General features: G+C 61.2%; 24 protein-coding genes. 20 read left to right on the top strand and 4 right to left on the bottom strand.

All coding sequences use genetic code 11. The features are described from left to right. Window positions 1–2: 2 nt before the first annotated feature. From VVR12_RS10305 to VVR12_RS10250, 12 genes are all read left to right on the top strand, one after another. On the top strand, window positions 3–857 hold the full coding sequence (locus VVR12_RS10305) for a transposase (RefSeq protein WP_368551188.1): 855 nt from the start codon (window positions 3–5) through the stop codon (window positions 855–857). A gap of 6 nt (window positions 858–863) precedes the next feature. Further along, complete coding sequence (locus VVR12_RS10300) at window positions 864–1,652, top strand: slipin family protein (protein WP_368551186.1); 789 nt, start codon at window positions 864–866, stop codon at window positions 1,650–1,652. A gap of 202 nt (window positions 1,653–1,854) precedes the next feature. Then, window positions 1,855–2,949 (top strand): ABC transporter ATP-binding protein, encoded by a 1,095-nt coding sequence (locus tag VVR12_RS10295; protein WP_368551185.1) that lies wholly within the window; start codon window positions 1,855–1,857, stop codon window positions 2,947–2,949. Further along, window positions 2,949–3,851 carry an ABC transporter permease subunit gene (locus VVR12_RS10290; protein WP_368551184.1) on the top strand — a complete coding sequence of 301 codons (903 nt, stop codon included), beginning with the start codon at window positions 2,949–2,951 and terminating at the stop codon, window positions 3,849–3,851. The genes VVR12_RS10295 and VVR12_RS10290 overlap by 1 nt, the downstream gene beginning before the upstream one ends. Window positions 3,852–3,858: 7 nt before the next feature. After that, window positions 3,859–5,238, top strand: a complete 1,380-nt coding sequence (locus VVR12_RS10285) for a sensor histidine kinase (RefSeq protein ID WP_368551183.1) — start codon at window positions 3,859–3,861, stop codon at window positions 5,236–5,238. A gap of 49 nt (window positions 5,239–5,287) precedes the next feature. Continuing rightward, window positions 5,288–5,980, top strand: coding sequence for a response regulator (locus VVR12_RS10280; protein ID WP_368551182.1), 693 nt, complete (start codon window positions 5,288–5,290; stop codon window positions 5,978–5,980). Between the two features lie 142 nt (window positions 5,981–6,122). Next, the gene (locus VVR12_RS10275) at window positions 6,123–6,494 is read left to right on the top strand and encodes a TM2 domain-containing protein (RefSeq protein ID WP_368551181.1); all 372 of its coding nucleotides are present in this window, start codon (window positions 6,123–6,125) and stop codon (window positions 6,492–6,494) included. Between the two features lie 238 nt (window positions 6,495–6,732). Next, complete coding sequence (rpsF, locus tag VVR12_RS10270; RefSeq protein WP_368551179.1) at window positions 6,733–7,038, top strand: 30S ribosomal protein S6; 306 nt, start codon at window positions 6,733–6,735, stop codon at window positions 7,036–7,038. Window positions 7,039–7,132: 94 nt separating this feature from the next. Continuing rightward, entirely contained in the window at window positions 7,133–7,792 is a 660-nt protein-coding gene (locus VVR12_RS10265; protein ID WP_368551177.1) for a single-stranded DNA-binding protein, read from the top strand. An 81-nt stretch (window positions 7,793–7,873) separates the two neighbouring features. Further along, window positions 7,874–8,110: a 30S ribosomal protein S18 gene (gene rpsR / locus VVR12_RS10260; RefSeq protein ID WP_368551176.1), complete on the top strand. Its 237-nt coding sequence runs from the start codon at window positions 7,874–7,876 to the stop codon at window positions 8,108–8,110. 21 nt (window positions 8,111–8,131) lie between these two features. Next, window positions 8,132–8,581, top strand: coding sequence for a 50S ribosomal protein L9 (gene rplI, locus VVR12_RS10255; protein WP_368551175.1), 450 nt, complete (start codon window positions 8,132–8,134; stop codon window positions 8,579–8,581). A 115-nt stretch (window positions 8,582–8,696) separates the two neighbouring features. Further along, complete coding sequence (locus VVR12_RS10250) at window positions 8,697–9,041, top strand: hypothetical protein (protein ID WP_368551173.1); 345 nt, start codon at window positions 8,697–8,699, stop codon at window positions 9,039–9,041. A gap of 83 nt (window positions 9,042–9,124) precedes the next feature. Here the strand turns inward: VVR12_RS10250 and VVR12_RS10245 are convergent, their stop codons facing one another. After that, complete coding sequence (locus VVR12_RS10245; protein WP_368551172.1) at window positions 9,125–10,252, bottom strand: NADH:flavin oxidoreductase/NADH oxidase; 1,128 nt, start codon at window positions 10,250–10,252, stop codon at window positions 9,125–9,127. 463 nt (window positions 10,253–10,715) lie between these two features. Here VVR12_RS10245 and VVR12_RS10240 point away from each other — a divergent pair, with 463 nt between their 5' ends. The 6 genes from VVR12_RS10240 (at window position 10,716) to VVR12_RS10215 (ending at window position 16,926) form a co-directional block, all read left to right on the top strand. Further along, window positions 10,716–11,030, top strand: a complete 315-nt coding sequence (locus tag VVR12_RS10240) for a multidrug efflux SMR transporter (RefSeq protein WP_368551171.1) — start codon at window positions 10,716–10,718, stop codon at window positions 11,028–11,030. 19 nt (window positions 11,031–11,049) lie between these two features. Next, window positions 11,050–12,195 (top strand): glycerate kinase, encoded by a 1,146-nt coding sequence (locus tag VVR12_RS10235; RefSeq protein ID WP_368551170.1) that lies wholly within the window; start codon window positions 11,050–11,052, stop codon window positions 12,193–12,195. Window positions 12,196–12,305: 110 nt separating this feature from the next. Then, window positions 12,306–14,600 carry a replicative DNA helicase gene (dnaB, locus tag VVR12_RS10230; RefSeq protein WP_368551169.1) on the top strand — a complete coding sequence of 765 codons (2,295 nt, stop codon included), beginning with the start codon at window positions 12,306–12,308 and terminating at the stop codon, window positions 14,598–14,600. Further along, complete coding sequence (locus tag VVR12_RS10225) at window positions 14,590–14,736, top strand: hypothetical protein (protein WP_368551168.1); 147 nt, start codon at window positions 14,590–14,592, stop codon at window positions 14,734–14,736. Before dnaB ends, VVR12_RS10225 begins: the two co-directional genes overlap by 11 nt. 53 nt (window positions 14,737–14,789) lie before the next feature. Next, window positions 14,790–15,629 (top strand): uroporphyrinogen-III synthase, encoded by an 840-nt coding sequence (locus tag VVR12_RS10220; RefSeq protein WP_368551167.1) that lies wholly within the window; start codon window positions 14,790–14,792, stop codon window positions 15,627–15,629. Window positions 15,630–16,509: 880 nt separating this feature from the next. Then, window positions 16,510–16,926 (top strand): hypothetical protein, encoded by a 417-nt coding sequence (locus tag VVR12_RS10215; protein WP_368551166.1) that lies wholly within the window; start codon window positions 16,510–16,512, stop codon window positions 16,924–16,926. A 128-nt stretch (window positions 16,927–17,054) separates the two neighbouring features. Here the strand turns inward: VVR12_RS10215 and VVR12_RS10210 are convergent, their stop codons facing one another. Next, window positions 17,055–18,143, bottom strand: a complete 1,089-nt coding sequence (locus tag VVR12_RS10210; protein WP_368551165.1) for an alkene reductase — start codon at window positions 18,141–18,143, stop codon at window positions 17,055–17,057. 214 nt (window positions 18,144–18,357) lie between these two features. On the opposite strand from VVR12_RS10210, the gene VVR12_RS10205 reads away from it, so the two are divergent. Next, window positions 18,358–19,734 carry a lipase family protein gene (locus VVR12_RS10205; RefSeq protein ID WP_368551164.1) on the top strand — a complete coding sequence of 459 codons (1,377 nt, stop codon included), beginning with the start codon at window positions 18,358–18,360 and terminating at the stop codon, window positions 19,732–19,734. Window positions 19,735–19,807: 73 nt separating this feature from the next. Further along, window positions 19,808–20,857, top strand: a complete 1,050-nt coding sequence (locus tag VVR12_RS10200; protein WP_368551163.1) for an NAD(P)-dependent alcohol dehydrogenase — start codon at window positions 19,808–19,810, stop codon at window positions 20,855–20,857. A gap of 62 nt (window positions 20,858–20,919) precedes the next feature. On the opposite strand, the gene VVR12_RS10195 is transcribed toward VVR12_RS10200, so the two are convergent. Next, a complete protein-coding gene (locus VVR12_RS10195) occupies window positions 20,920–22,533 on the bottom strand; it encodes an LGFP repeat-containing protein (RefSeq protein ID WP_368551162.1) in 1,614 nt (537 codons plus the stop codon). A 622-nt stretch (window positions 22,534–23,155) separates the two neighbouring features. After that, the gene (locus tag VVR12_RS10190; protein WP_368551161.1) at window positions 23,156–24,166 is read right to left on the bottom strand and encodes an LLM class flavin-dependent oxidoreductase; all 1,011 of its coding nucleotides are present in this window, start codon (window positions 24,164–24,166) and stop codon (window positions 23,156–23,158) included. Window positions 24,167–24,577 lie beyond the last annotated feature (411 nt).

Here is a 24,577-nt window from a genome sequence, read left to right as displayed (position 1 = left end):
TCATGCCTGAGCATCTCTGGGGCGTGACCACCCTGGTCTGGGTCGCGGCCGGTTACGCGCTGCTCCTGGTGGGCCTGGGTTACCTCTTCGATTGGTTAGCCCGACGATCCTCGCAGCGATCCGTGGCCAACCGCACCTTCGGGTTCCACTACCACGAGGCGCATGACGCCTGGCTCTGCCCCGAAGACCAGTGGCTGTGGCCGACCGCCTACGACACCGACAACCGGGTGATGCGCTATCGCGGTAACGCCGATATCTGCAACACCTGCCCGGTCAAAAGCACCTGCACCGTCTCCAATCAGGGGCGGGAGATCGTGCGTGAGATCGACCCCTGGCCCTACTCGGATTCCGGACGCTTCCACCGGGGCTTGGCGACCGCGGTAGCCGGTTTCTCCCTGGTCATCATGGCTATGGCGGCTGTGCTCTTTCACTCTCCCGTGGAGCTGGCCGTTGAACTGGCGGTGGGTGTGCTGTGCCTGGGACTCACCGTGCCCCTGGGCATCAAGCTGTTGCACCACCCCGCCAACCTCGACGGGTTGGGAGTCACTCACGTACGCAACGTCTCGGCCACCGAGTCGACCGAGGTGCTCATGGATCGCTTTGCCCAGAAATGGGGTGGAGTAGCGAACGAGCGCAAGGCCAAGGGTGTGGCCACCCGAGAACGCGAACTGCTGCCGGTTGTTTCGCCGACCTCGAAACCCCGGGTGGGCGCCTCTCGTCTGGGGACGAACCGCGGGTGGAGCGGCGTGAAGGAGGCACCTTTGCATCGCACCACCGCAGAGGCGCTAGAGCGCATGGTCGTGGAACGCAGCGAACAACTAGAAACTTCGGCCTCGACACCGGGGCAAGAAAGGTAGAGACCCATGTCAGTTCTCATCATGGTGGGGAGCCTCATCCTCGTTGTTCTCGTATTGCTGATCGCCTCGATCCGCGTGATCCCCGAGTATGAGCGCGGCATAGCATTCCGATTTGGTCATATAAGGCCCATGCTGAACCCGGGCGTTCACCTTATATTCCCCTTCATCGATTCTCTGCAGCGGGTCGATCTGCGCGTGATTACCCTGACCATTCCGCCGCAGGAAATCATCACCAAAGACAACGTCCCGGCCCGGGTCAACGCAGTGGTGCTCTTCAACGTGACCGACCCGCTCCGGGCCGTCCTTGAGGTGGAGAACTACGCCGTAGCAACCTCCCAAATCTCGCAAACCACCCTGCGTAGCTTGCTGGGCCGCGCGGAACTCGATGACCTGCTGGCCCACCGCGACGACCTCAACTCCGACCTGCAGAGCATCATCAACGCCCGCACCGAAGGCTGGGGCATCGACGTCTCGGTGGTAGAGATCAAGGATGTCGAGATCCCCGAGGCGATGCAACGAGCCATGAGCCGCGAGGCGGAGGCGGAACGAGAACGGCGCGCCAAGATCATCTCCGCCCGCGGCGAGCTCGAATCCTCCGCCGAGCTCAAAGCCGCAGCAGACACGCTCAGCCAATCGCCGGCGTCCTTGCAACTGCGCTACCTGCAGACCCTCCTCGAGCTGGGAGCCGACCAGAACTCCACCGTGGTCTTCCCGCTACCGGTGGACGTCATGGGTCCGCTCATGAACGGCATCAAACCCGTGGTCGAGGCGTTCGCCGACAAGAAAGAGCCCTAAGTTCTACTGGCCACAGGCACCCTCATCGACCCCGCTGAACATCGACCACCCATCGGTGCTCGGCGGGGTCGTGGGGTTCTTGGGGTAACTCATACCCAAGAGAACCTACATTTCATCCTTGAGAGTGAGGAAAGCCTCCTCGACTCCCCGTACGGTAGAGATATGCCTTAGCAGCCACAAGGCCCGTCACGAGGAGTAAAAATTGCTCGAAGTCAAAAACCTAGTCAAGAGATACGGCGATAAGACCGCCGTCAACGACATCAGTTTCACCGTTCCCAACGGCAAAGTCACCGGTTTTCTCGGCCCCAACGGCGCCGGCAAATCCACCACCATGCGCATGCTGGTCGGCCTGGAGAAACCCACCAGCGGCGAGGCGCTGATCGATGGACGCCGGTACGCCAGCCTGACCTCCCCGCTCTCCTCGGTCGGAACCCTGCTCGACGCCAAGGCCATGCACCCCGGCCGCTCCGGCCTGAACCACCTGCGCTCGCTGGCGCTGACGCACTCGATCCCGAAGTCGCGCGTGGACGAGGTCATCGAAATGACCGGCCTGAGCGCCGTGGCCAAGAAGAAGGTCAAGGGTTTCTCGCTGGGTATGGGGCAGCGCATGGGTATTGCCGCGGCTCTCTTGGGTGATCCGCAGAACGTGATTCTCGACGAGCCCGTCAACGGCCTCGACCCCGAAGGCGTGATCTGGGTACGCAACCTGGCCCGCTATCTCGCCTCCGAGGGCAAGACGGTGCTGATCTCCTCCCACCTGATGAGCGAAATGGCACAGACCGCCGACAACCTGGTGGTTATCGGTCGCGGCCGAGTACTGGCCAACGCCTCGATGCAGAACTACCTGAACCTGGCAGACAACGACCGCGTTCTCGTGCGCACCGATGCGCGTGAAGAGCTTGATCGCGTTCTGGCCACCCAGGGCGTTACCGTCTCGGGCGTCGATCACGACGGCCTCATGGTCAAGGGCCTGGACTCGCGTTCCCTGGCTCGCCTGGCGGCCGAGAACGGCGTGCTGCTCCACGAGATCACTCCCCAGGTGGCCACGCTGGAAGACGTGTACATGCACATGACCCGCGAAGAGGTCGAATACACCTCCTCGCAACTGGGCACGGACAACTCCACCCCCGAGCGTATGCCCGTGGCTCAGGGAGCGACGATGTACGAGCAGGACGCCCGCGTCAGCTCCGTCGCCGCAGATTCGGCAGACGCCACTGCTCACCCTCGACATGCCGAAGTGCAGTCGAGTCAGCCGTCCACCCCCTGGGCAGACCCTTCAGCTAAGGAGACCAAGTAATGACTGCTGTAACCACTACTGAGGCTCGCCACGGTGCCGAGGTACCGTCGCGGTACGCCGATAAGAAACTCAGCTTCTTCGGGGTACTCCGCTCTGAGTTCCTGAAGTTCCGTTCTCTCACCACCAGCTGGGTGATGACCGCCATCATCTCGGCCCTCATGCTCGGTTTCTCTCTGCTGGGCGCCCTGATGGTCAACACCATGTATCAGGATATGAAAGATGCCGCGGCAGATGCTCCTCCGCAACACGGTATGGAAGGAATGAGTATCGACAGCCTGGGTAATATCGTGCATACTCTCGGATCCGTGGGTATCGATATGGGCAATATGCTGGTTGGTTCCGTGGCTGTTGTGTTCCTGGCTTCGGAATATGCCAACCGGTCTATCCACACCACGATGACCGTGGTTCCCAAGCGTTCGATGATCTACCTGGCCAAGTTGCTGGTCGTGAGCCTGATCAGCTTCGTGCTGGGTTTTGTGTTGGCAATGATCGGCTACCTGCTTGCCTTCCAGTTCATCAATGGCGAGATTCAAGATAAATTCCCGTTCGAGAATGGAGTGTTCTTTCACGCCCTGGGTGTGGGTCTGTACTTCATGATGGTGGCCTGGATGGGTATCGGATTCGGTGCGTTGCTACGTAACAATGCCGGCGGCATCATGATGGTCGTGACCCTCTTCTTGATCTTGCCGATCCTGCTGGCGATCTTCTCTATGGGATTCGACTGGGCTAGTGACATGACGCCCTACCTTCCCTCCCAGGTGGGTCGCGCGATGATTGAGTACTCCGTGCCCGAAGACGCCAAGTTCAACAACGTTGAGGCCGGCGGCATTCTGGCCCTCTGGTGCGGCATCCCCGCGTTGCTGGGTTACCTGCGCTTCCGCTTCACAGACGTTAAGGGATAACTAAAACATGCCCACCGGCGCATATCCTGTGGCAGGCGCTGCCCCTCTCAACGAGGGGCAGCGCCTGCTGACGCGTCGCTACGGCCTGATCCGGCGCTGGATGCTCCACCATCCCACTGCCGTGAACGCGATGTTGGCCGCGGCCAATATCCTCGGCGTGGGGCTAATGACGATCGCCGGTGTCGCCTCGGAGCGCGTCTTCTCAGATGGCGACCCTCAGTTTTTGGGTTCAACGGGGTGGATACTGATCGTCACCAACCTGGTCTTTTCGGGGCTGATCTTCCTGCGGCACCGGTTCCCTTTCCTGTTGATGGTGATCGCCCTGGTGATGGAGACGGTCATGATCTTCGCGACCAATTCGAATTCCAACTCGGTCAGCGGGTTTACCACCTGGATCTTCCTCTACACCGTTGCCTCTCTTCGCAACGGGAAAACCGCCAGCCTGGCCTATACCGTGCTGATGGTCTTCTACGTTCTCTTCGGCGCGGTGGACTTTCAACGCGGTTTCAAGAACGGTGTGGAACTATCTACCGGCGGCGTTCCCAATGATGAGAATTTTTGGGAATTGTTGTTGATCTACGGCATCGGCCTGGGTTTCATCGCCATGTTCAATTTGGTAGTGCTCATGGCCGGCCGTTCGACCCGCAAGAACCGTCTCTTCGACCAAGAGGTGCTTAAACACTTCGAGCAGACCCAGACCCTCGCGGCTACCGAGGAACGCACCCGTATTGCCCGCGAGATGCATGACGTGGTGGCTCACTCGTTGACTGTCATGATCGCGCTGGCCGATGGGGCACGCATCGTGAGCAAGAAGAACCCCGAGCGCGCCGAAGAGGTGCTGGGCGAGCTCTCCAGTACCGGGCGCTCGGCGCTGGCCGACATGCGCCGCACTCTGGGAGTGTTGCGCGACCCGGCGGGAGATCACGCCCCGTTGGCCCCGGCGGAGGGTCGGGCGGAGGACGCCGCGACCAACCTTGCCGAGCTGGTCGAGTCCTTCGCGTCCACGGGTTTGCCAGTTACGTTTGAACACCAGGGAGAAACCATCCCCGCCGATCACAATCTGCGCCTGAGCCTCTACCGCATTGTGCAGGAATCGCTGACGAATGCCCTGCGGTATGGCAGGGACGTCAGCAAGGTGCAGGTCACCGTCAACGTGAAGCTGCCCGATATCTGGGTGACCGTCATCAACGATGGCACCGCCGCGCTCACGGCCTCTCCGAAGACGTCGGGGCTTTCCGGCCTGGGTAGCGGCAAGGGCTTGGCTGGTATGCGAGAGCGCGTGGCTTTTTACGACGGTTCGGTGCGGGCCGGCGAGAACGATGTAGGCGGTTGGACGGTTCGTGCCCACCTGCGCTGGAGCGCCGAGAAGCCGGCGGGATCGTCCTAAAATAGAGGGGAAACCTTATATTTTCCCAGAACTATCGAAAGAGGTTTCGGTGTCTGAACCTAACGTCCCCCTACGGGTGGTACTTGTTGATGATCAGTCGCTGTTGCGCATGGGTTTCCGCCTGGTGCTCGAAGGTGCCGACATTGAGGTTGTGGGCGAGGCCAACGATGGCGCGGCGGGTGTGCGCATGGTGCGCGAGCTGGCCCCCGATGTGGTGCTGATGGACGTGCGCATGCCGGTGATGGACGGCATCGAGGCCACTCGACTCATCACCTCGGAGACCGACTCGAAAGTCATCATCCTCACCACCTTCGACCTAGATGAGTATGCCTTTTCGGGATTGCAGGCCGGTGCCAGCGCTTTCATGCTCAAAGACGCCGAGCCGGAGGAACTGGTGCGCGCGGTGCAGGTGGTGAGCGAGGGCGAGTCCATCGTGGCACCCCGGGTGACCGCTCGGTTGGTCGAAGAATACGTGAAGTCGGCGGGCCAACAGAAGCATTCCGAAACGAACATATACGCGCAGAAGGTTGAGTTGTTGACCCCGCGCGAACAAGACACCGCCAAAGCCATCGCCGAGGGGCTCTCCAACGCCGAGATCGCCCAGCAATTCTTTGTCTCCGAAACAACGGTCAAGACCCACGTGCGGTCGATCCTCTCGAAACTGCACCTGCGCGACCGCGTGCAGGTGGTGGTTTTTGCCTACGAGTCGGGTATGGTGTGCCCCGGCCATATCGAGGGGTAGGACGCCACCCGCAGCTTCCCCGTTCGACCTACTTAGCCCTGTGCGAACCCCCTATATCGGGAGGGTTCTGACCGGTAAGTTAAGGAGGTAAGACCCACCACCTGGAAAGTGCCCGGTGGATCCCTTACACCGAGGAGAATTCTTGTCTCAGCAACCTGAGCATTACACCCCGCAGTACCTGCCGAACCCCAACCAACGTAACCCCTTCGCCCCGAGCTACGGGCTGGGTGCTACCGCCGGGCGTCCGGTGTACGTGGTGCATCAGAAGTCTCTGTTGATCTCATATCTGCTGTGGTTCTTTGTGGGCGTCTTCGGCGGCCACAAGCTCTACCTGCGTCAGCCGTTCATGGCGCTGTTGTACCTGACTCTGCACGGCTTGGCCTGGTTGCTCATGCCGATCGGTATCGGCCTGATCTTCGCCGGTCTGTTGGGCATCTTGATGTTCGTTGACCTGTTCACCATGCCCATCCGCGTGGGCATCATGAACGCCCTGGCTCGCCCCCGCATGTACTAAAGCTCGGTCGAGCGAGCCACCACCGGCGTCCAGAAGTGCAGAAACCAGCGAAATTACACGGCTGGAATTACTGTGACCTTGAGCCGAACTACAGATACCCTCTGCTCAAAACCCCGCCTGTGCGGTAAAGTAGGGCGGGTATGTGCACGGTCGGCCAATCCCCGGCGTGTACACCACACGTAAGAATCTCCTGCTATGGAAATCCCATAGCCGTTTAGCCCAAAGGAGGGGTTTAATCATGCGTGCATACGAACTGATGGTTATCCTCAATCCCGAGGTAGAGGACAAGGCTGTTGAGCCCACCCTCTCCAAGTTCCTCGAAATCGTGACCAAGAACAGCGGCTCCATCGACAAGATGGACATCTGGGGCCGTCGTCGCCTGGCTTACGAAATCCAGAAGCAGAACGAAGGCATCTACGCCGTCGTTAACTTCACTGCTACTCCGGAAACCGCTGCAGAGCTGGACCGCGTTCTGAACCTGAACGAGTCCGTGATGCGCACCAAGATCATCCGTCCGGAAGATCAGAAGATCTCCTCCAAGTAATTTCGCACTTCCTCACCGGGATGGCCCTAAAATGTCATACCCCTGTGTGAGACTGTGAACGAAAGATACTTGAACGAACACCAGGAGGCATCACATGGCAGGCGATACCGTCATTACCGTCGTCGGTAACCTCACCGGCGATCCCGAGCTCCGCTTCACCCCCAACGGTGCGGCAGTAGCTAACTTCACCATCGCATCCACCCCGCGCAATTTCGATCGCGCATCGGGCGAGTGGAAAGAGGGCGAGACCCTCTTCCTGCGTGCGTCGGTGTGGCGCGAAGCGGCTGAAAACGTCGCCGAGACGCTGCGCAAGGGTATGCGTGTTATCGCCCAGGGCCGTCTGAAGTCCCGTTCGTATGAGACCAAAGAGGGCGAACGCCGCACCTCGATGGAGCTGGAAATCGACGAGATCGGTCCCTCGCTCCGCTTCGCATCCGCCAACGTGAACCGCAACCAGCGCTCCGGAGGTAACAACTTCGGTGGTCAGCAGGGCGGCGGCTTCAACAACGGTGGCGGCAACTTTGGAGGTAACCAGAACGGTGGCTACAACGGCGGCAACGCCGGTGGCCAGCAGGGCGGTTACTCCGGCGGCAACGGTTACAACAACGGCGGTGGTTACAACGGTGGCCAGCAGTCTGCACCGCAGGCGGCACCCGCACAGCAACAGTCCACCCAGGCAACCGATCCGTGGGGCGCACAGTCCGGCGGAAACTACGACTGGGGTGGCGGCGCTGACGACGAGCCCCCGTTCTAAACCGAACGTCCTCACTCACTAAAAATATTCACCCATCCCGCGGTACAGGCCGCGGGCTCCCACCCAAGAAGGAGCACCACGATGGCTAAGGCTGAACTCCGTAAGCCCAAACCAAAGCAGAACCCGCTCAAGGCTGCTGAAGTAACTGAAATCGACTACAAGGACGTTGCACTTCTCCGCAAGTTCATCTCCGACCGCGGCAAGATCCGCGCACGTCGCGTCACTGGCGTCACCGTACAGGAACAGCGCAAGATCGCTCAGGCAATCAAGAACGCCCGCGAAGTTGCACTGCTGCCCTACTCCGGCGCTGGCCGCTAAAGAGAAGGAGAGTAGAAGAACATGGCAAAGATCATTCTGACTCAGGAAGTAACCGGTCTCGGCGCTGCTGGCGACGTCGTCACTGTCAAGAACGGCTACGCACGTAACTACCTGCTGCCCCGCGGCTTCGCAGTGACCTGGACCCAGGGCGGCGAACGCCAGGTTGAGTCCATCCGCGCAGCTCGTGCCGCTCGTGCCAAGGCATCCCTCGAGGAAGCTCAGGCACAGGCAACTAAGCTGTCTGAGGCTACCGTCACCCTGTCGCACAAGGCAGGCGCTGAAGGCCGCCTGTTCGGCTCGGTGAGTGCAGACGCTATCGCACAGGCAATCGAAGCTGCTGGCCTCGGTTCCGTCGACAAGCGTGCGATCCACCTCGGTAAGGCTATCCGCTCGACCGGTGCTCACTCCGTTTCCGTGCGTCTGCACGAAGATGTTGTGGCCAACGTTGAGCTCGAGGTTGTTGCTGCCTAAGTAACCGATTTCGGTTATCGCCGGCAAGCGATCTAGAAGACGCCGCCGCCCCTCCCTGTGGAGAGGCGGCGGCGTCTTTATGCGAACTTCCAGCGATATTCGGCATACTGGTGGCATGGCCTCATCGAAAACGACTTCCCGTACCCCGCGCGCCGGTGCTCGCTTCGGCACCTCCCATCCGAGCACGCAGATGCTGTTAGCCGGTGTGATCGCCGAGGTGGCGGCAATCGTCGCCGGCATCCTGGGTTGGGTACTCACCACTGGCTCGCCCAGCGGTGCGATGACGGTCCTATTGGTGGGCACGGTGGTCGGCGTGGTCGCCTCGGCCTTGGCGGGCATCCTCGCGCTCGTCGGCCTCTTTCGTTACAGCCGGCACACGGTCGCCTTCGTGCTGTTGCTAGTTGCCTCAATCCTTTTCAACCCGATCACCGGTTTCATGCTGATCGCAATGTTCGCTTAATGCCGATCGCCTAACCCCGGCGGGGAACCACACTCACCACTGCGGGCCGCCCATGCGGGGCGGCCCGCTTTGTGTATCGCGTTTTAGAACCGAGCGCGCCACAGCTGCACGGCGTTGGGGAGCTTCTCCTTGGGTACCCGCAACTCGAGGGCGGCATGGGTGGCCCAGTGTGGATTGCCCAGGGCGGTGCGGGCGAAAGAGATACCGTGCGCCTGGTGGGTGCGGAGGATGCTTTCGGCCTGCACGGCGGAGTCGATCATGCCCACGGTGGTGACCACGACGTCGGTGTCCGCCAACTCGTTGAGCATGTGCTGGGCCAGCGGGGTCTGGTAGCCAAACCCGATCGGGATGGTCTTGCCGTCGGTCAGCCCGCCGGACGAAACGTCCACCCAGGTCAGCCCCGATTCCTCCCGCAGGGTGCGAATGAGCCGCGCTGATTCCTCGACGGTCCAACCGGGCTGATCGGTCTCTTCCAGCCAGTCGGTACCGGAGATGCGAATTCCCAACACCTTCTCCCGCGGCCACACGTCCGCCACGGCTTGTAACACCTCACGCACGAAGCGGGTGCGGTTCTCCTCCGAGCCGCCGTACTCGTCGGTGCGCTGGTTGGTGACGGGGGAGAGGAACTGGTGGATCAGGTACCCGTGCGCCCCGTGTAGCTGGATGGCGTCGTAACCGGCCTCGTCGGCGCGCCGAGCGGCGGCGGCGAAGGCGGCGATGACGTCCTTGATCTCGTCGGTGCTGAGCTGATGCGGGGCCGCCATACCCTCGAAGATGGGTTGGTCCGTGGACGAGACAACCTCCCAGCCGCCCTCGTCCTCAGAGAGCGTCGCCCCACTTTCCCCGGGGAACCACGGGGGAGTGGCGGCCTTGCCACCCGCGTGGCCGAGCTGCACCGCGGTCTTCGCCCCGAGGGAATGCATGAAGTCGACGATGTGGCGGTGCTCGGCGATCTGCCCGTCGTCCCACAGGCCCAGGTCGAGCGGCGAGATGCGTCCGCGAGCCTCGACGGCAGTGGATTCGACGGTCACCAGACCGAAACCGCCCGCCGCGAACGCGCCATAGTGCATCAGGTGCCAGTCGTTGGGCACGCCGTCGCGCTCCGTCACGCTGTACTGGCACATGGGTGCTACGATCGCGCGGTTCTTCAGCTGGACGCCGTTGCCGGCTCGCGTAGGAATGGTCAGTTCTTCGAAAAGTTTGGCGGCCATCATGCTCCTCTGGCTGGGGTGAACTTTTACTCCACCCTACCGCCGTGACCGAATTTGGCTAGGGCTCGTACGCGTTCCCGCAGACTTTTACTCGTTCCGCCGGGTAGTCCAACGGCCAATGTTCACACACCGTTTTTAAAACGCTCAGAATACTTTCAGGATTCTGTCACCGGAGTTGGAGCCACATGCGGTTAACTAGTTATCAGAAGGTTCGAGAAGCGCCGCAAGGCGTTCCGGCTTTTCTGGATAATGCCGATGCGAGATAAATGCTGAATCCGTATCGAGAATGTGTGTGTGATAGATAAACGACCGAAGCCAGTATGGGGGCTTCGGTCGTTTGTCATATACAGCCACTGTGCTAGGGTATGGGGGCCCGGACGATGTAAGCCGTACCCGGCAGGGCCGCAACCCCTGAAGCTAAGACGGCTTGAATAGAACTCATCAACCGACTTGAAAGTGCGTCATGTACTGGATTATTCTCGTCGTCTCTGGACTCTTCGAAGCCGTCTGGGCCAACGCCCTCGATAAATCTAACGGCTTCACCCGACTCGTCCCAACCCTCGTCTTTTTCGTCAGCTCGGGACTCAGTCTGGCAGGCCTCTCCTTCGCCCTGAAAGAGATCCCCGTGGGCACCGGATACGCCGTCTGGGTGGCCGTGGGTATGGTCGCCACCATCACCTATGCCTTCCTCACCGGTGCCGAAATGGTCTCCCCGCTGAAGCTACTCTTTCTCGCCATGATCATCGGTGGCGTGATCGGACTGAAACTCACCCACTGACCGGCGATACGCTTAACCCATGAACACCACACCCACCATTCTTATCGCCGTCGACAAGTTCAAGGGCACCCTCACCGGCGCCGAACTCTCCGAAGCCATCGCCGCCGGCATGCGCCAGACCCTGGGGGAGAACTTCACCCCGCGCATCTGCCCCATCGCCGATGGTGGTGACGGCACCGTGGACGCCGCGCTCGCCGCAGGCTTCGAAGAACAGGTGGTTAGCGTAGAAGACTCCTTCGGCCAATCGGTCGACGCCCGCTACGCCTACGACCCGGCGAGTCAGACCGCCGTGATCGAGGTTGCCCAGGCCTGCGGAATCTGGCGAATCCCCGCCGAGCAACTGGACACCTGGCGGGCCTCCTCCACCGGGGTGGGGCAACTCATCACGCACGCGCTCGACCTCGGGGCGCAACACATCGTGTTAGGCCTGGGCGGCTCGGCCACCACCGACGGCGGGGCGGGCATGCTCACGGCCCTCGGCGCTCGCCTGCTGGACGCCGCCGGCAGCCCGATCGCTCCCGGCGGGGGAGCGCTGAGCGGCGTGATGAACGTGGACCTCTCCGGCCTCGATCCCCGTGTAGAACGCGTGGACCTCACGGTCGCCTGCGACGTGGACAATCCGCTCTGCGGCCCCGAGGGCGCGGCGGCGGTTTTCGGCCCGCAGAAGGGTGCGAGTCCCGAGCAGGTTCCCCTCTTGGATGACGCTCTTAAGCACTATTCCAACCTTCTCGAGTTGGCTTTGGATGTTTCACGTGGAACATTCGCCGATCAGCCCGGCGCCGGAGCGGCCGGCGGCCTGGGATTCGCGGCGCTGGCGCTTGGCGCACACATGCGGCCCGGGGTGGATATCTGCTTTGAACTTACCGACTTCCACCGCGCCCTCGACGGGGCCCAGGTCATGATCACCGGCGAAGGGAAACTCGACGAACAAACCCTGCATGGCAAGGGGCCGGCCGGGGTGGCTCGGGCCGCACAATCGGTCGGGGCGCAGGTGGTCGTCGTCTGCGGCGTGAACGAGCTCAGCGAACAGCGCCTCACCGAGGCCGGTATCACCGCCGCCTACTCGGTGCTGGGACTGGGAGTCTCGTTGCAAGAGTCCCTGGCCAACCCGCGTCCTTATGTCGAAGAACTGGGGGCGAAGATCGCCGCCGACGTGCTGGCATAACCCGCCGGGGGCGTCCTCCTGCACCTCCGGCCGGGTGTGCGAAAATGGAGTCTCAAGAATCCCCGATGCACCGGCGCCCGTGACGGGTGCGCGCGAAAGTAGAGGCGAACGTGTCAGAGAACCCGAACGACTACGGAACCCGCACCCTGCCGCACGACGACACCGCGGAACAGTCGGTGCTCGGCGGCATGATGCTCTCTAAAGATGCGATTGCCGACGTCGTCGAAGAGGTCACCGGCGCCGACTTCTACAAGCCTGCCCACGAGACGATCTATGAGGCCATCATCACCCTCTACGGCCACGGTGAACCCGCCGACGCGGTGACCGTTGCCGACGAGCTCAACAAGCGCGGTGAGCTGAACCGGGTGGGCGGCGCGGCCTATCTGCACTCCCTGATTTCTTCGGTGCCCACCGCGGCCAACACCGGGTTCTACGCCGAGATCGTCGCCGAGCAGGCGGTACTTCGCCGCCTCGTGGAGGCGGGCACCAAGATCGCCCAGCTGGGGTACCAGGCCGACGGCGAGGTCGAGGGTTTGGTCAATCAGGCGCAGGCCGAGGTCTACAGCGTGGCCGACGGCCGCCAGAGCGAAGACTACGTGCCGCTGAAAGACGCCCTCGACACCACCCTCGACGAGATCGAGGCCAACGGCTCCCGCGCGGGCGGCATCCACGGTGTACCGACCGGCTTCATCGAATTCGACGAGCTGACCGCGGGCCTGCAGCCGGGGCAGATGATCGTTATTGCGGCTCGTCCGGCGATGGGCAAATCCACGTTCAGCCTCGACATCGCCCGCTCGGCAGCGATCAAACATAACATGACCACCGTGTTCTTCTCGCTGGAGATGGGTCGTAACGAGATTGCAATGAAGATCCTCTCGGCGGAGGCCTCGCTGAATCTTTCCGATCTGCGTAAGGGCAACCTGGACGACGATCAGTGGGCGAAGCTTGCAACGGCAGTGGGCAAGATGGAGGCCGCCCCGCTGTTTATCGATGACTCCCCGAATATGACCCTGATGGAGATCCGCGCCAAGGCGCGTCGCCTGAAGCAGCGCAACAACCTGAAGCTGATCGTGCTCGATTACCTGCAGTTGATGAGCTCGGGCAAGAAAGTGGAGTCTCGCCAGCAAGAGGTCTCGGAGTTCTCCCGCGCCCTGAAGCTCATGGCCAAGGAGCTTGAGGTTCCGGTCATCGCACTTTCGCAGCTGAACCGCGGCTCGGAGCAACGCACGGATAAGAAACCCATGGTCTCGGATTTGCGTGAGTCGGGTTGCCTGACGGCCGATACTCGCATCTTGCGTTCCGATACCGGTGCCGAAACGACAATGGGTGAGTTGTTCGCCTCCGGAGCCAAGGACGTCCCTGTCTGGTCCCTGGGTGACGACATGCGCTACGTTGAGCGCCACCTGACCCACGTATTCTCCACGGGAACCAAACCCGTCTATCGGTTGAAGCTAGCTTCGGGTAAGCAGATCCGCGCGACCGCCAACCACCCCTTTTTCACCTTCCGTGGCTGGAAAGGCCTTGGTGAACTGGAGGTTGGCACCCGCATCGGCACCCCTCGCCATGTGAACGGGCCCAGCCAGCGGGTGCACTGGAGCGACGAAGAGGTGTTGGACGCCGCCCATTCGGCTATGGCTGAAGGGGTCACTCCACCTGTATTTGGGTTGTCCAAGGAGCACATCCGCCTATTCTTGAAGGCAGTATTTGAAACTCATGCTGATTACAAGGAAGAGACGATCACTCTCGCTGCCCACCAATTCGTAGCGGACGCGCTCGGATTGCTCCTGTTGCGCTTTGGGATCTCGGTGGTAACGACCGACGGTTTCTTGAAGATTTGCTCCGCTGATGACCTGGTTCGCTTCTACCATGAATTCGGAGTCATCGTCCCAGTTCACGAGGTCGCAAGACTCTCAAAAACCGAAGAAGCTGACCCTCGGGTCTGGAACACTGTGGGTAACGTGCTTGAAGAACCCATCCATGTGGCGGACGCCTTGCGCTCACCAGACGCGCATTCCTCTGCCCCCGTGTTGGCGAAGGTAGCCCAAGTACTCGACTCCGCAGAGCTCGATATGTTGGCTGTCAACGATCTTTTCTGGGACACCGTGGTGTCCATCGATTATGAGGGTGAAGAAGAAGTCTTCGACGCCACCGTGCTGGGCAACCACAACTTTATTGCCAATGGCATCACCGTCCACAACAGCATTGAGCAGGACGCAGACATGGTCGTCCTGCTCCACCGCGACGACGTCTACGACAAGGAGTCCCCGCGCGCCGGTGAGGCCGACGTCATCGTCGCGAAGCACCGTAATGGCCCCACCAAGACCATCGCGGTCGCCTTCCAGGGCCACTACTCCCGCTTCGCCAACATGACCCATGATTCCTACGGCGGCGGCGATGGATTCTAACGAAGAACAAGGCGGCGACCTCGCCTGCTGGATGCACCTCACCTGCCCCGACTGCGGCGCCATCAAAGATGACCCCGCCGCCCCGTGCTGGCGGTGCGCCGGCGACGAAGAGCCGCCAGCGGCGTCCACAGAGTGAGGCCGAGCAGGTACTGATGAGACAGGGCAAAGTACCTGCGCCACAATAGAAGCATGAGCGAAATCCTTGTAGGCAAGACCATCGCCGTGACCGCCTCCCGCCGCGCCGAAGAACAAGCGGCCGCCTTCGAGCGCCACGGCGCGTTTGTGATCGCCGCGCCCACGGTGCGGATCGTCAAAACCGAGGATGACGCCCTGCTGCTGGACGAAACCCGACAGGTTCTCGAGCACCCACCCCAGCTGGTGCTGGTCACCACCGGCAACGGTTTGAAGGGTTGGCTGGAGACCGTCGACAAGACCGAACTGGGCGCCCCACTCCGCGAGGCTCTCGCCAGCGCGCAGATCCTGGTGCGCGGCGCCAAAGGACGCGGTGCGGTGCGCTCGCTGGGATTTGAAGATTCCGGTGTGGCGGCCGAGGAGACCACCGAGTCGCTGGTCGAACTGGCCATGGAACGCGGTGTGGCCGAAAAGAACGTGACCATTCAACAGCACGGCAAACCTGACCCTGCCCTGGTGAACGCCCTGGAACGGGCCGGGGCCACGGTGGTCCAGATTCACCCCAACCGATGGGAAGACCCCAAGGAGCCCGCCAAGGCCGAGGCACTGATCGACAGCGTGATCGCCGGGGAGGTAGACGCCATCACTTTCACCGCAGCTCCTGCCTTCGAGGCGATGATGCACCGGGCCGAAGCCACCGGAAAGCGACACGCCCTCGTGGGTGCCCTGCGTCATATGACGGTGGCGGCGGTGGGCCCCGTGACGGCCGAACCGATGCTGGCTCTGGGGCTTGAACCGCTCGTTCCGGAGCGCTCGCGGATGGGTGCGATGATCAAACAGGTGGTCGCTCACCTGCAGTGTGAGGGGTCTCAGGACGCCGGTTTCGAGCGATCTTAAGGGGTCTGAACCAAACCTTAGTGAGCGAGCATTGAGGGGAACATGAAAGCCCCCTTTACTAGATGCTCGCCCTGAGCTCTCTGCGGGGCTGAAGACGGAACCTTCTAAGGCCTCCTAGTGGCGATATGAACCCCTTCGTGATCGGTTGCGACCCGCAATAGACGCTAAAGCAATCGGGGTAAATTCGCACCATATGTAAAGCAGATTTACGATGTGCTCCCTCTGTGCTACGGCGGCGGGTTGCGGTATAGGCCGTCCGCAGTCTCTTCGTGGCGCTCCTTCCCCAGTGTTGCGTGGTAGGGGTGGTGGGCGTCTGCCGGAGGAGAATGTCCCGGTTGAGGTCTCAGGGTGGCTGACTGAGATTATTCTTCCCTTTTGTTGATAATCGATAAGAATAATATTCTCTGTAGCACCCCCTGTCTTTACCTTGTGATTTATTGCGCCTATGACCGTCAACAAACCGATTCGTATGTATATCGCATATCAATGAATTTAATAACATTAGATAATTTATTCATAATTTATAGCGCTGTATGAAATAAGCATTATTTACAAAACGAATGTCTGCATGATACACCACATCTGCCCACTGCCAACCATTTGGGGGAAGCTTCCGTTGAACTGGGGGACATTGTGGCTCAAGGCGTATACTTCCGCGCGATTAAGCCGAAGTGGGTCGATTGGAGGGAAGATCGCTCCAAAACAAAATTCATTATTTTTGTTGCGCTTTTCGCATTTATCGATGCTTTCTTTATAATCTTGTAGGCCATTGTGATGATTTGCATACTTAGACTTGTCGCAGGTAATGCGTCAGTTCGTGGAGATGTCTAATCTTTAGCGACAATCTCTCAATCACATACCTTTATTGGATATAGATCTCATGGCTTTTTCTAAGCGTTATAACGCTAAGTCCCCCTTTGCCAGAGGGCTCGTTCTTCTCAGCACCACTACAGTGGTCGTGGCCGGCTCGGTCATCTCGGCACCCGGTGCTTACGCTGCCCCCGGTGATAGCACCCTGACCGTCGACGGCGTCAACGTCATCGAGTCGGGCACTACCCAGGCCGATGCCCAGAAGACCGTCAACGGTAAGGTCGTGCACCGTCTGGGCGGCGTCCTGACCGACTACGCCGGTGCTGGCCAAACCCACCCGACCACCACGCCTCTCGAGGGCGTCCGCGTGTACGCCCAGTGGTACGAACGCGATGGTGCAACCTCGCCGATCTACACCGCTGTTTCTGACGCTACCGGCGACTACCACATCGTCATGTTCGCAGCTCGCCGCCGCAAGAACAGCTAAGAGGAGCACTCTCTCAAAGCTGTGAGTGATTGAGGCAGGGGCCTCCCGCACTATGCGGGAGGCCCCTGTTTTTGTTGAAGAATATCCCCGATTTTCGACAGGCGCCCGCTGGCGCAGCGGGGCTCCTCCTACCGGCCCGATTCCTCCTCGGCGAAGGGGTAGTCGGTGTACCCGGCGGCGCCGGGGGTGTAGAAGGTCGCCATGTCCATCTCGTTCAGGGGCAGGCCTTTCTCCCAGCGGTAAGAGAGGTCGGGGTTAGAGATCACCTCGCGGCCAACCATCACCGCGTCGGCCAGGTTCTCTTCGACGATGCGCTGCGCCTCGTCCTTGCCGGTGATCTCACCGAAGCCGCTGTTGAGCATGGTGAACCCGCCGAACCGAGCGCGCAGGCCGGCCACCAGCGGGCCGTCGATGTCGTGGTGCAGGATCGAGAGGTAGGCCAACCCTAGATCTTTCACGCCGTCGATCACGGCGTTGTAGGTGGCCACGACGTCCTCTTCGTTGGTTTCCATACAACCCTGGACGTTGTGCATCGGGGAGATGCGGAAGCCCACCCGATCGGCGCCGATCTCTGCGGCAACCGCGCGGATCACCTCGATGAGCAGGCGGGCTCGGTTCTCGGGTGAGCCGCCGTAGGAGTCGGTGCGGTGGTTGGCGTCGGGCGAGAGAAATTCGTGGAGCAGGTAACCGTTGGCGCCGTGGATTTCTACGCCGTCGATACCGGCGTCGATGGCGCGGCGGGCGCCGGCAGCAAAACCGGAGATCACGCGCTGGATACCGGCGTCGTCCAGGGCTACGGGAGTGGGGACGTCTTGCCGGCCCTCGGCACCGTGGAGGGTGACCCCCGGTGCGATGGCGCTGGGTGCCTCACCCTGGTCGAAACCGTTGATGGAGGGGAGGGTGAGCCGTCCACCGTGCATGATCTGCATGACGATCTGCCCGCCCTGTTCGTGGACAGCCTGGGCAACCTTGGCCCATCCCGCCTGCTGCTGATCGGTGGCGATACCCGCCTGGCCAACGAAGGCGCGGTTGATGTCTTCGAAGAAGGTGCCTTCGGTGACTACCAGGCCGTTGCGGGCACGTTGGCTGTAGTACTCGACGTGCAGATCTGAGGGAATGCCGTCTTTTTCTGCGCGTGAGCGGGTCAGCGGAGCCATGACGATGCGGTTGCGAAGTTTGATCGAACCGAGGTCGGCGGGATCGAAAAGGGTTGGCATAAATGTTCCTCCATTGAACTGGTGAGCCTGACGGAGGATAGAACGGTTGAGCTGGGAAAACTATTCCTGTCTATACAGGCGTCAGGCTTAAAGGACCGACCCTCTTTGCCGCCAAAGATGCACCGCTTTTCCCTACTAAAGTATCTCGTCAAGCCACCAACGGCGCCCTTACAATTTAGGCGTACACGTTAGATACACACACCGAGGTTCTCCGATGCAGCAGACCCTTCGTCGCGCCCTTGTCAGCGCAGGCACCCTCTCCGCAACCGCCCTTCTCACCCTGACCGGCCTCGCGGCCCCTGCCGCCGCAGAAGACCTACCGCACAACGCCACCGAATCGGCGCAGGTCACCGAAGCCGAAATCCAAAACATCGTCCCCGAACTCAACAACGCAGACCAGGGCGAACTAGCCGACTGGTACGGCAAGCTCAACTCCGATGCCGGTTTGCCGAGCGACTTCTATCAGGCTCCGGCAACGTTGCCCGCAAGCAACGGAGCGATCGTCAAGACCGCCCCGATGACCTTCAACATCGACCCCAATAACGTGATCACCGGCCCTGCGGCCAAGGCCACCAAGGTCATGTACAAGTCCACCGACTTCCGTGGCCGGCCCGTTGCCGTGACCGGTGCCGTGCTCGAGTCGAAGGTCGCGTGGTCCGGCCCCGGCGAGCGTCCGGTTATTTCTTTCGCTCCCGGCACCCAGGGTCTCGGGGATTCCTGCGCCCCCTCGTATCAGCTCGAGAAGGGCACTGAGTACGAGTTCATTGCCCTCACCGCGCTGCTGAACTCCGGTTACAACGTGGTGGTCACCGACTACGTGGGATCCGGCACCCAGGGCACCCACAGCTACCTGAACCGGGTAGATCAGGGTAATGCGGTGCTGGACGCCGCTCGCGTTGCTCAGGGCGCGGGCATCGCCACCGCGACCACCCCCGTCGGTCTCTGGGGATACTCGCAGGGCGGCGGCGCCGTGGCCTCCGCCGGTGAGCTACAGGCCACCTACGCCCCCGAGCTCAACGTTAAGGGCATCGTTGCCGGTGCCTCCCCGGCGGATCTCCAGGCCGTCATGGACAATATCGACGGCACCCTCTACAACGGGTTCATGCTCATGGGCCTGGCAGGCCTGGGTGATAGCTACGGCATCGACTACTCCAAATACCTGACTCCCCAGGGTCAGGAGGCCGTCTCGCAGATCCGCACCATGTGCACCGGTGAGGCCATCAGTGCGTTCGGTTCGGTCAAGAACACCGGCGCGTACACCCTGGCCGGTCAGCCGCTGTCCACCGTCATCAAGAACAACCCCGAGCTCACCCAGCTGCTCCGCGAGAACAGCCTGGCGGCCGAGGGACGCCACCCGCAGGCACCGATCCTGATCAACAGCTCCTGGGGTGACGACGTGATCCCGCACGCCACCAACCGCAAGCTGGGCCAGGCGTACTGCCGCGCCGGTAGCGACGTCTCTTTCTACTCACCGATGACGCCCACCCACGCCGGTGCGGCCCTGGCCGTGATCCCGCGCGGTTTGACCTTCATGGACCGCCGCTTCAAGGGTCTCGGGCAGTCGGACGACTGCTGGTTGGTCGGCGCATAGCGAAACGCTTTTAGGGGTCGGGCCAGCGCCGATAGGATAGTAAGTACACAGATCATTGAAAGGTTGAGTATCTATGTCTTACACCGTCAAAGCGTTGCAAAAAACCGGCCCCGAGGCGCCCTTCAAGGTGGTCGACCTTGAGCGTCGCGACCCCCGCGAAGACGATGTCGTCATCGACATTAAAGCGGCGGGAATCTGCCACTCCGACATCCACACCATCCGCAATGAATGGGGAGAGGCGCACTTCCCGCTGTGCGTGGGCCACGAAATCGCCGGCGTCGTCGCCGAGGTGGGTAGCAACGTCACCAAGTTCAAGGTCGGCGACCGTGTGGGCGTGGGTTGCCTGGTCAACTCCTGCGGTGAGTGCGAACAGTGCCAGGCGGGCATGGAGCAGGACTGCCTGCGCGGCAATGTAGGCACCTACAACTCCAAGGACGTCGACGGCACCATCACCCAGGGCGGTTACTCGCAGAAGGTCACCGTCAACGAGAACTTCGTCCTCACCATTCCCGAAGGCCTGGACTTCGACGTCGCCGCACCCCTGTTGTGCGCAGGCATCACCACCTACTCGCCCCTGGCCCGCTGGAATGTGCAGCCCGGTCAGAAGGTCGCCATCCTCGGCCTCGGCGGGCTGGGGCACATGGGCGTGCAGATCGCCGCAGCCATGGGTGCTGAGGTCACCGTGCTCTCCCGCTCGTTGAAGAAGGCGGACGAAGCCGCCAAGCTGGGTGCCTCCCGCACCCTGGCCACCACCGAGGAGGGCTTCTTCGCCGAGCATCGCGGCGAGTTCGACATGATCCTCAACACCATCTCGGCCCCCATTGACGTGGACGCCTACCTCAGCCTGCTCAAGCCCCGCGGCGTGATGTCGGTGGTCGGCCTGCCGCCGGAGGCGCTCAACCTGCACATGGGCAGCCTTGTGGGTGGAGGCAAGGTGCTCACCGGTAACAACATCGGTGGCATCCCTGAGACCCAGGAGATGCTCGACTTCTGCGCCCAGCACAACCTGGGTGCGAAGATCGAGAAGATCTCCATCGACCAGGTCGATGAGTACTACGACAAGGTGGTCGCCGGTGAGGTGCACTTCCGCGCCGTGATCGACACCGCCACTTTCTCGAAGTAACCACGAAAAAACCCCGAGTGCTCCTCGCGAAGAGGGGCGCTCGGGGCTTTTTGCGTCTCAGGCTAGCTGACCCACACGCCGGACTGAGCCGTCCAGTTCAGGGTGGTGCCGTTGGAGAAGGTCACCGAGGTGACTCCGTGGGCGTCGGTGGTCTCGTCGGTGACGGGGTAACCCATCCACGCCGCGCCGCCGAACTTCTGCCAGGCCGCGTGAATCGCGCCCTTCTCGTTCATGATGTGGGCGCCGGTGTCGTCCGACCAGTAGGCCACGGTGCGCTCGCCGTCCTTGACGAAGGATGCCTTGGCACCCGGGCCCGCTACACCGGTTGCATCCATGAAGATTTCGTCGGTGGCGGGGAAGCCGAGGGTCTTGGCGTGGCCGTGGTTGACCCACTTGGTGCGGATGGCGCCGTCCTTGACCAGCGAGTGCGCGCCGGTGGCCTTGGACCAGTACACAGCGGTCGCGCCGTAGGTGTTCTCGAAGTACTGCTTGGCGCCGCCGGCGTAGGAGGTCTCGTCGATGCTCGGGTAACCCCAGCCGTTCTCGAATCCCTGGCGTGCGAAGCGGTCGCCGATGGCACCCTTCCACGCGATGGTGTGGGCGCCGGTGGCCTCGGTCCAGTAGATGTTCTTCTCGGAGGAGAAGTTCTGGGTGATGCCGCGGGCGTTGGTGAAGGTGGGCTGCGCGGTGGCGTAACCGAGCTTGTCCAAGCCGCCGTGCTGGTAGTAGTAGTCGGCGATGGCCTGGTAGCCGGGCTGCGGGTCGAAGACGTCCACGGCCTGCGTCTTGTTGGACGCGGTGGTGAGGGTGGTCATCGACCAGGTGGCACCGGTGGTGTTGCGGTTGAGGGTGTCGTCCAGGATCTGTGCGTGGTTGTACTGGAAGTGGTTGGTGTTGGGCACCATGACCAGGTGGGTGTTGGTGAACCCGTTGGCGTCGTAGGTAGCCTTGCCCGAGAGGGCAGCGCGGTAGGCGGACCAACCGTAGGCGTTGCTGTCTTTGACGTTGTCGTTGGTGCCGACGTACCAGTACATCGGGATCTTGCGGTAGGCCGCCGAGGGGTCGGTCTTCATGCCGTCGGAGTTGCCGCCACCGACCATGATGTCGCCTCCGCCGTTGCGCCAGCTCTCCTGGGAGTTGGCGCCGAGCTCGTATCCGATGAATTCGGATCCGCCCGACTGACCCAAGGTCCAGACATTGGTGGAATCGATGCCGTGTTCAGCAATGAAGTTCTGTGCGAAGTCGCGGAACCACTTGCCGTTGGTCTGCTTGTCTTCCCACCAGGTGAAGCCACCGCGGGAGCCGTCCTTATCTGGGGAGACCACGGGAACCAACACCATGTTGTGCGAGTTGGCTACCTGCCCGATGGCCTGCAACGAAGCGCCGGAGGGGTTGTGGATGGTGGTCTGCTTCTTGTTGTGGTGATCGCCGTCCATGAAGAAGACAACGCCCACAGGTTTGGTCCAGTCAATGTTGTTGGCGATGACGTGGTACTGCGAGGTCACCCCGTTGGAGGCGGTGTAGCTGGCGTAGGTTTCGTTACCCGCCAGTGCGGAGGCCGGGGTGGTTGCGGTGATGGACGAGACGGCCAGTACTGCGCCCGCCAGGGTGGCGGCGTAACCAGCCTTGAACGCTTTGGTCTTAACCCAGGGGGTCTTCGGTGCTGCGTGCTTCATGGGTGTGCGGTAAATCCCTTGCTATCGATATGGCGTTTTCCCTAATCGCTCGCCGGTAGATGGGGGAGGCCGGCGAATGTGCGAACTCTCGATAGTCTAAAAGGAAAACTCTCAACACTGCCTGATTTGGGGACAATCTGCAGATGTATTTTCGGTGACCGCTGGGTGACGTGTAGGGCGTGTTGACGCGCTGAGAACGATCCGCGGCGATGTGGCCGGGGCGTGGAGCGGGTGCTCATGGACGCTGCTGACCGTTCACTGCGGGATCGTGGGGGGCGAAAAGATTAGATTCGTTAATCAATTCGCTGTCCTGCGGATTTGCGCGGTAACCGAAAAAGTTAAGGGAATATCCTAAAGCGCAATGATCATTCGATCAGTGAAGGGCGAGGTTACCCTCGGGTAACCCTGGAGGACGTTGCGGGTCGCCCCCACCGGCGGTGTGCAACAACGTGGGGGACAGCCAGCAGTACGACCCACAGTGTCTGAAATCACAGAGTTATCACACGCCGTTAGCGCAACACAACGTCGGGTATTAGTCGCGCAATGGGGCGTTCTCGCGCACGGTCTCATGCACTCAAGGTCTTTACCTCACTCATGTTGTGGCACACCCTGGCCCCGAGAATTACTTGGTCTCGGCAGCTGAGTTGCGGGGTGCGTCCGGCAAAAGCTGCTCGGCCACGATGTCTAGGGTGCGATGCACACCTGCGGTGCTGGGCGAGAGCGGCGAGAGCATGAGCTCGTCGGCTTCCACGAAGTTCGCAAAGCGTAAGAGGTATTCCTTAACCTGCGGTGCGGTGCCCGAGGCGGTGTACTTAAGCATTGCCAGTACCTGCTGACCCTGGGCGGAGTTCATCAGCATCTCCACCTCGGCGTCGGAGTAATCGTGGCCGCGGCCGACCATCCGCTTCACGCGATCCCGCCGGGCCTTCTCTAGTTGGGACGCGGCGTCCTCTTCGGTGTCGGCGGCCAGTACGTTGACCGCCGCGATGACGTAGGGCTCGGCCAACTGTTCCGAGGGCTCAAAACGCTCGCGGTAAACCTTCACCGCTTCTTCCAGGTGAGTCGGTGCGAAATGGGAGGCGAAAGCGTAGGGGAGGCCGAGCATGCCGGCCAGCTGGGCACCGAACAGCGACGACCCGAGGATATAGAGCGGTACGTGGCTACCCTTACCCGGGGTTGCCTCCACACCGGGGATCAGACTTTTATCGCCGAGAAAACCGGCCAGCTCCTGTACATCCTGGGGAAAGCTTTCGGCGGCGCGGGGATCACGGCGCAGCGCTTGCAGGGTGCGCATGTCGGTGCCGGGGGCGCGGCCGAGACCCAGGTCGATGCGGTTGGGGTAGAGACCGGCGAGTGTGCCGAACTGCTCGGCGATGGTCAGTGGTGAGTGGTTAGGAAGCATGACACCGCCCGAACCCAGGCGGATGGAATTGGTCTTAGCACCCACGTGAGAGATCAGGACGGCGGGGGCCGAGGAGGCGATCGACTTCATGTTGTGGTGCTCGGCGTACCAGATGCGTTCGTACCCTAAGCGCTCTGCGTGCTGAGCCAGTTCGACTGAGCGTGCGAAGCTGACGCTGACGTCTTCACCGTCGAAGATATGGGCGAAGTCGAGGATGGAAAGCGTTGGCATGGTTTTACTCCCTAGTGAGACGGTTACTGTATTGGTGATCTCAACGCATGAGGGAGTGGATTTGTTCCTGGGGTCTGTAAGGGGTTGGAGGGGATAATCCAGGAAGGTTGAGAGAAAATTTAGAAGAATTTTTCTACCACCGATAATGCCCTGACTAGGGGTTTTGCGAGTGTGTGGGTTCCTGGGGGAGCCGTTGGTGTCATTTTGTCGTTCAGGTCACGTCATTTCGAGTTGCACGACCGTTTACCCCTGTGTAAAGTAGTACGAGTCGCCGCGGCGAGGGAGTGAAAGAAACCCCTAGTCAACGCGACAATTTGGATAACTTTATCAGGGTGGTTTCGACCGGGAAACACATGATCTCAGCGATCAGAAAGTGAACTTCTCGAAAAGAAACGTTGTGGTGAGCGTCTC

The sequence above is a fragment of the Rothia sp. LK2588 genome, from assembly GCF_040946465.1.
GTDB lineage: Bacteria > Actinomycetota > Actinomycetes > Actinomycetales > Micrococcaceae > Rothia.
The sequence above is the reverse complement of the archived record's forward strand: the minus strand, read 5'-3'. Positions and strand labels throughout refer to the sequence as shown.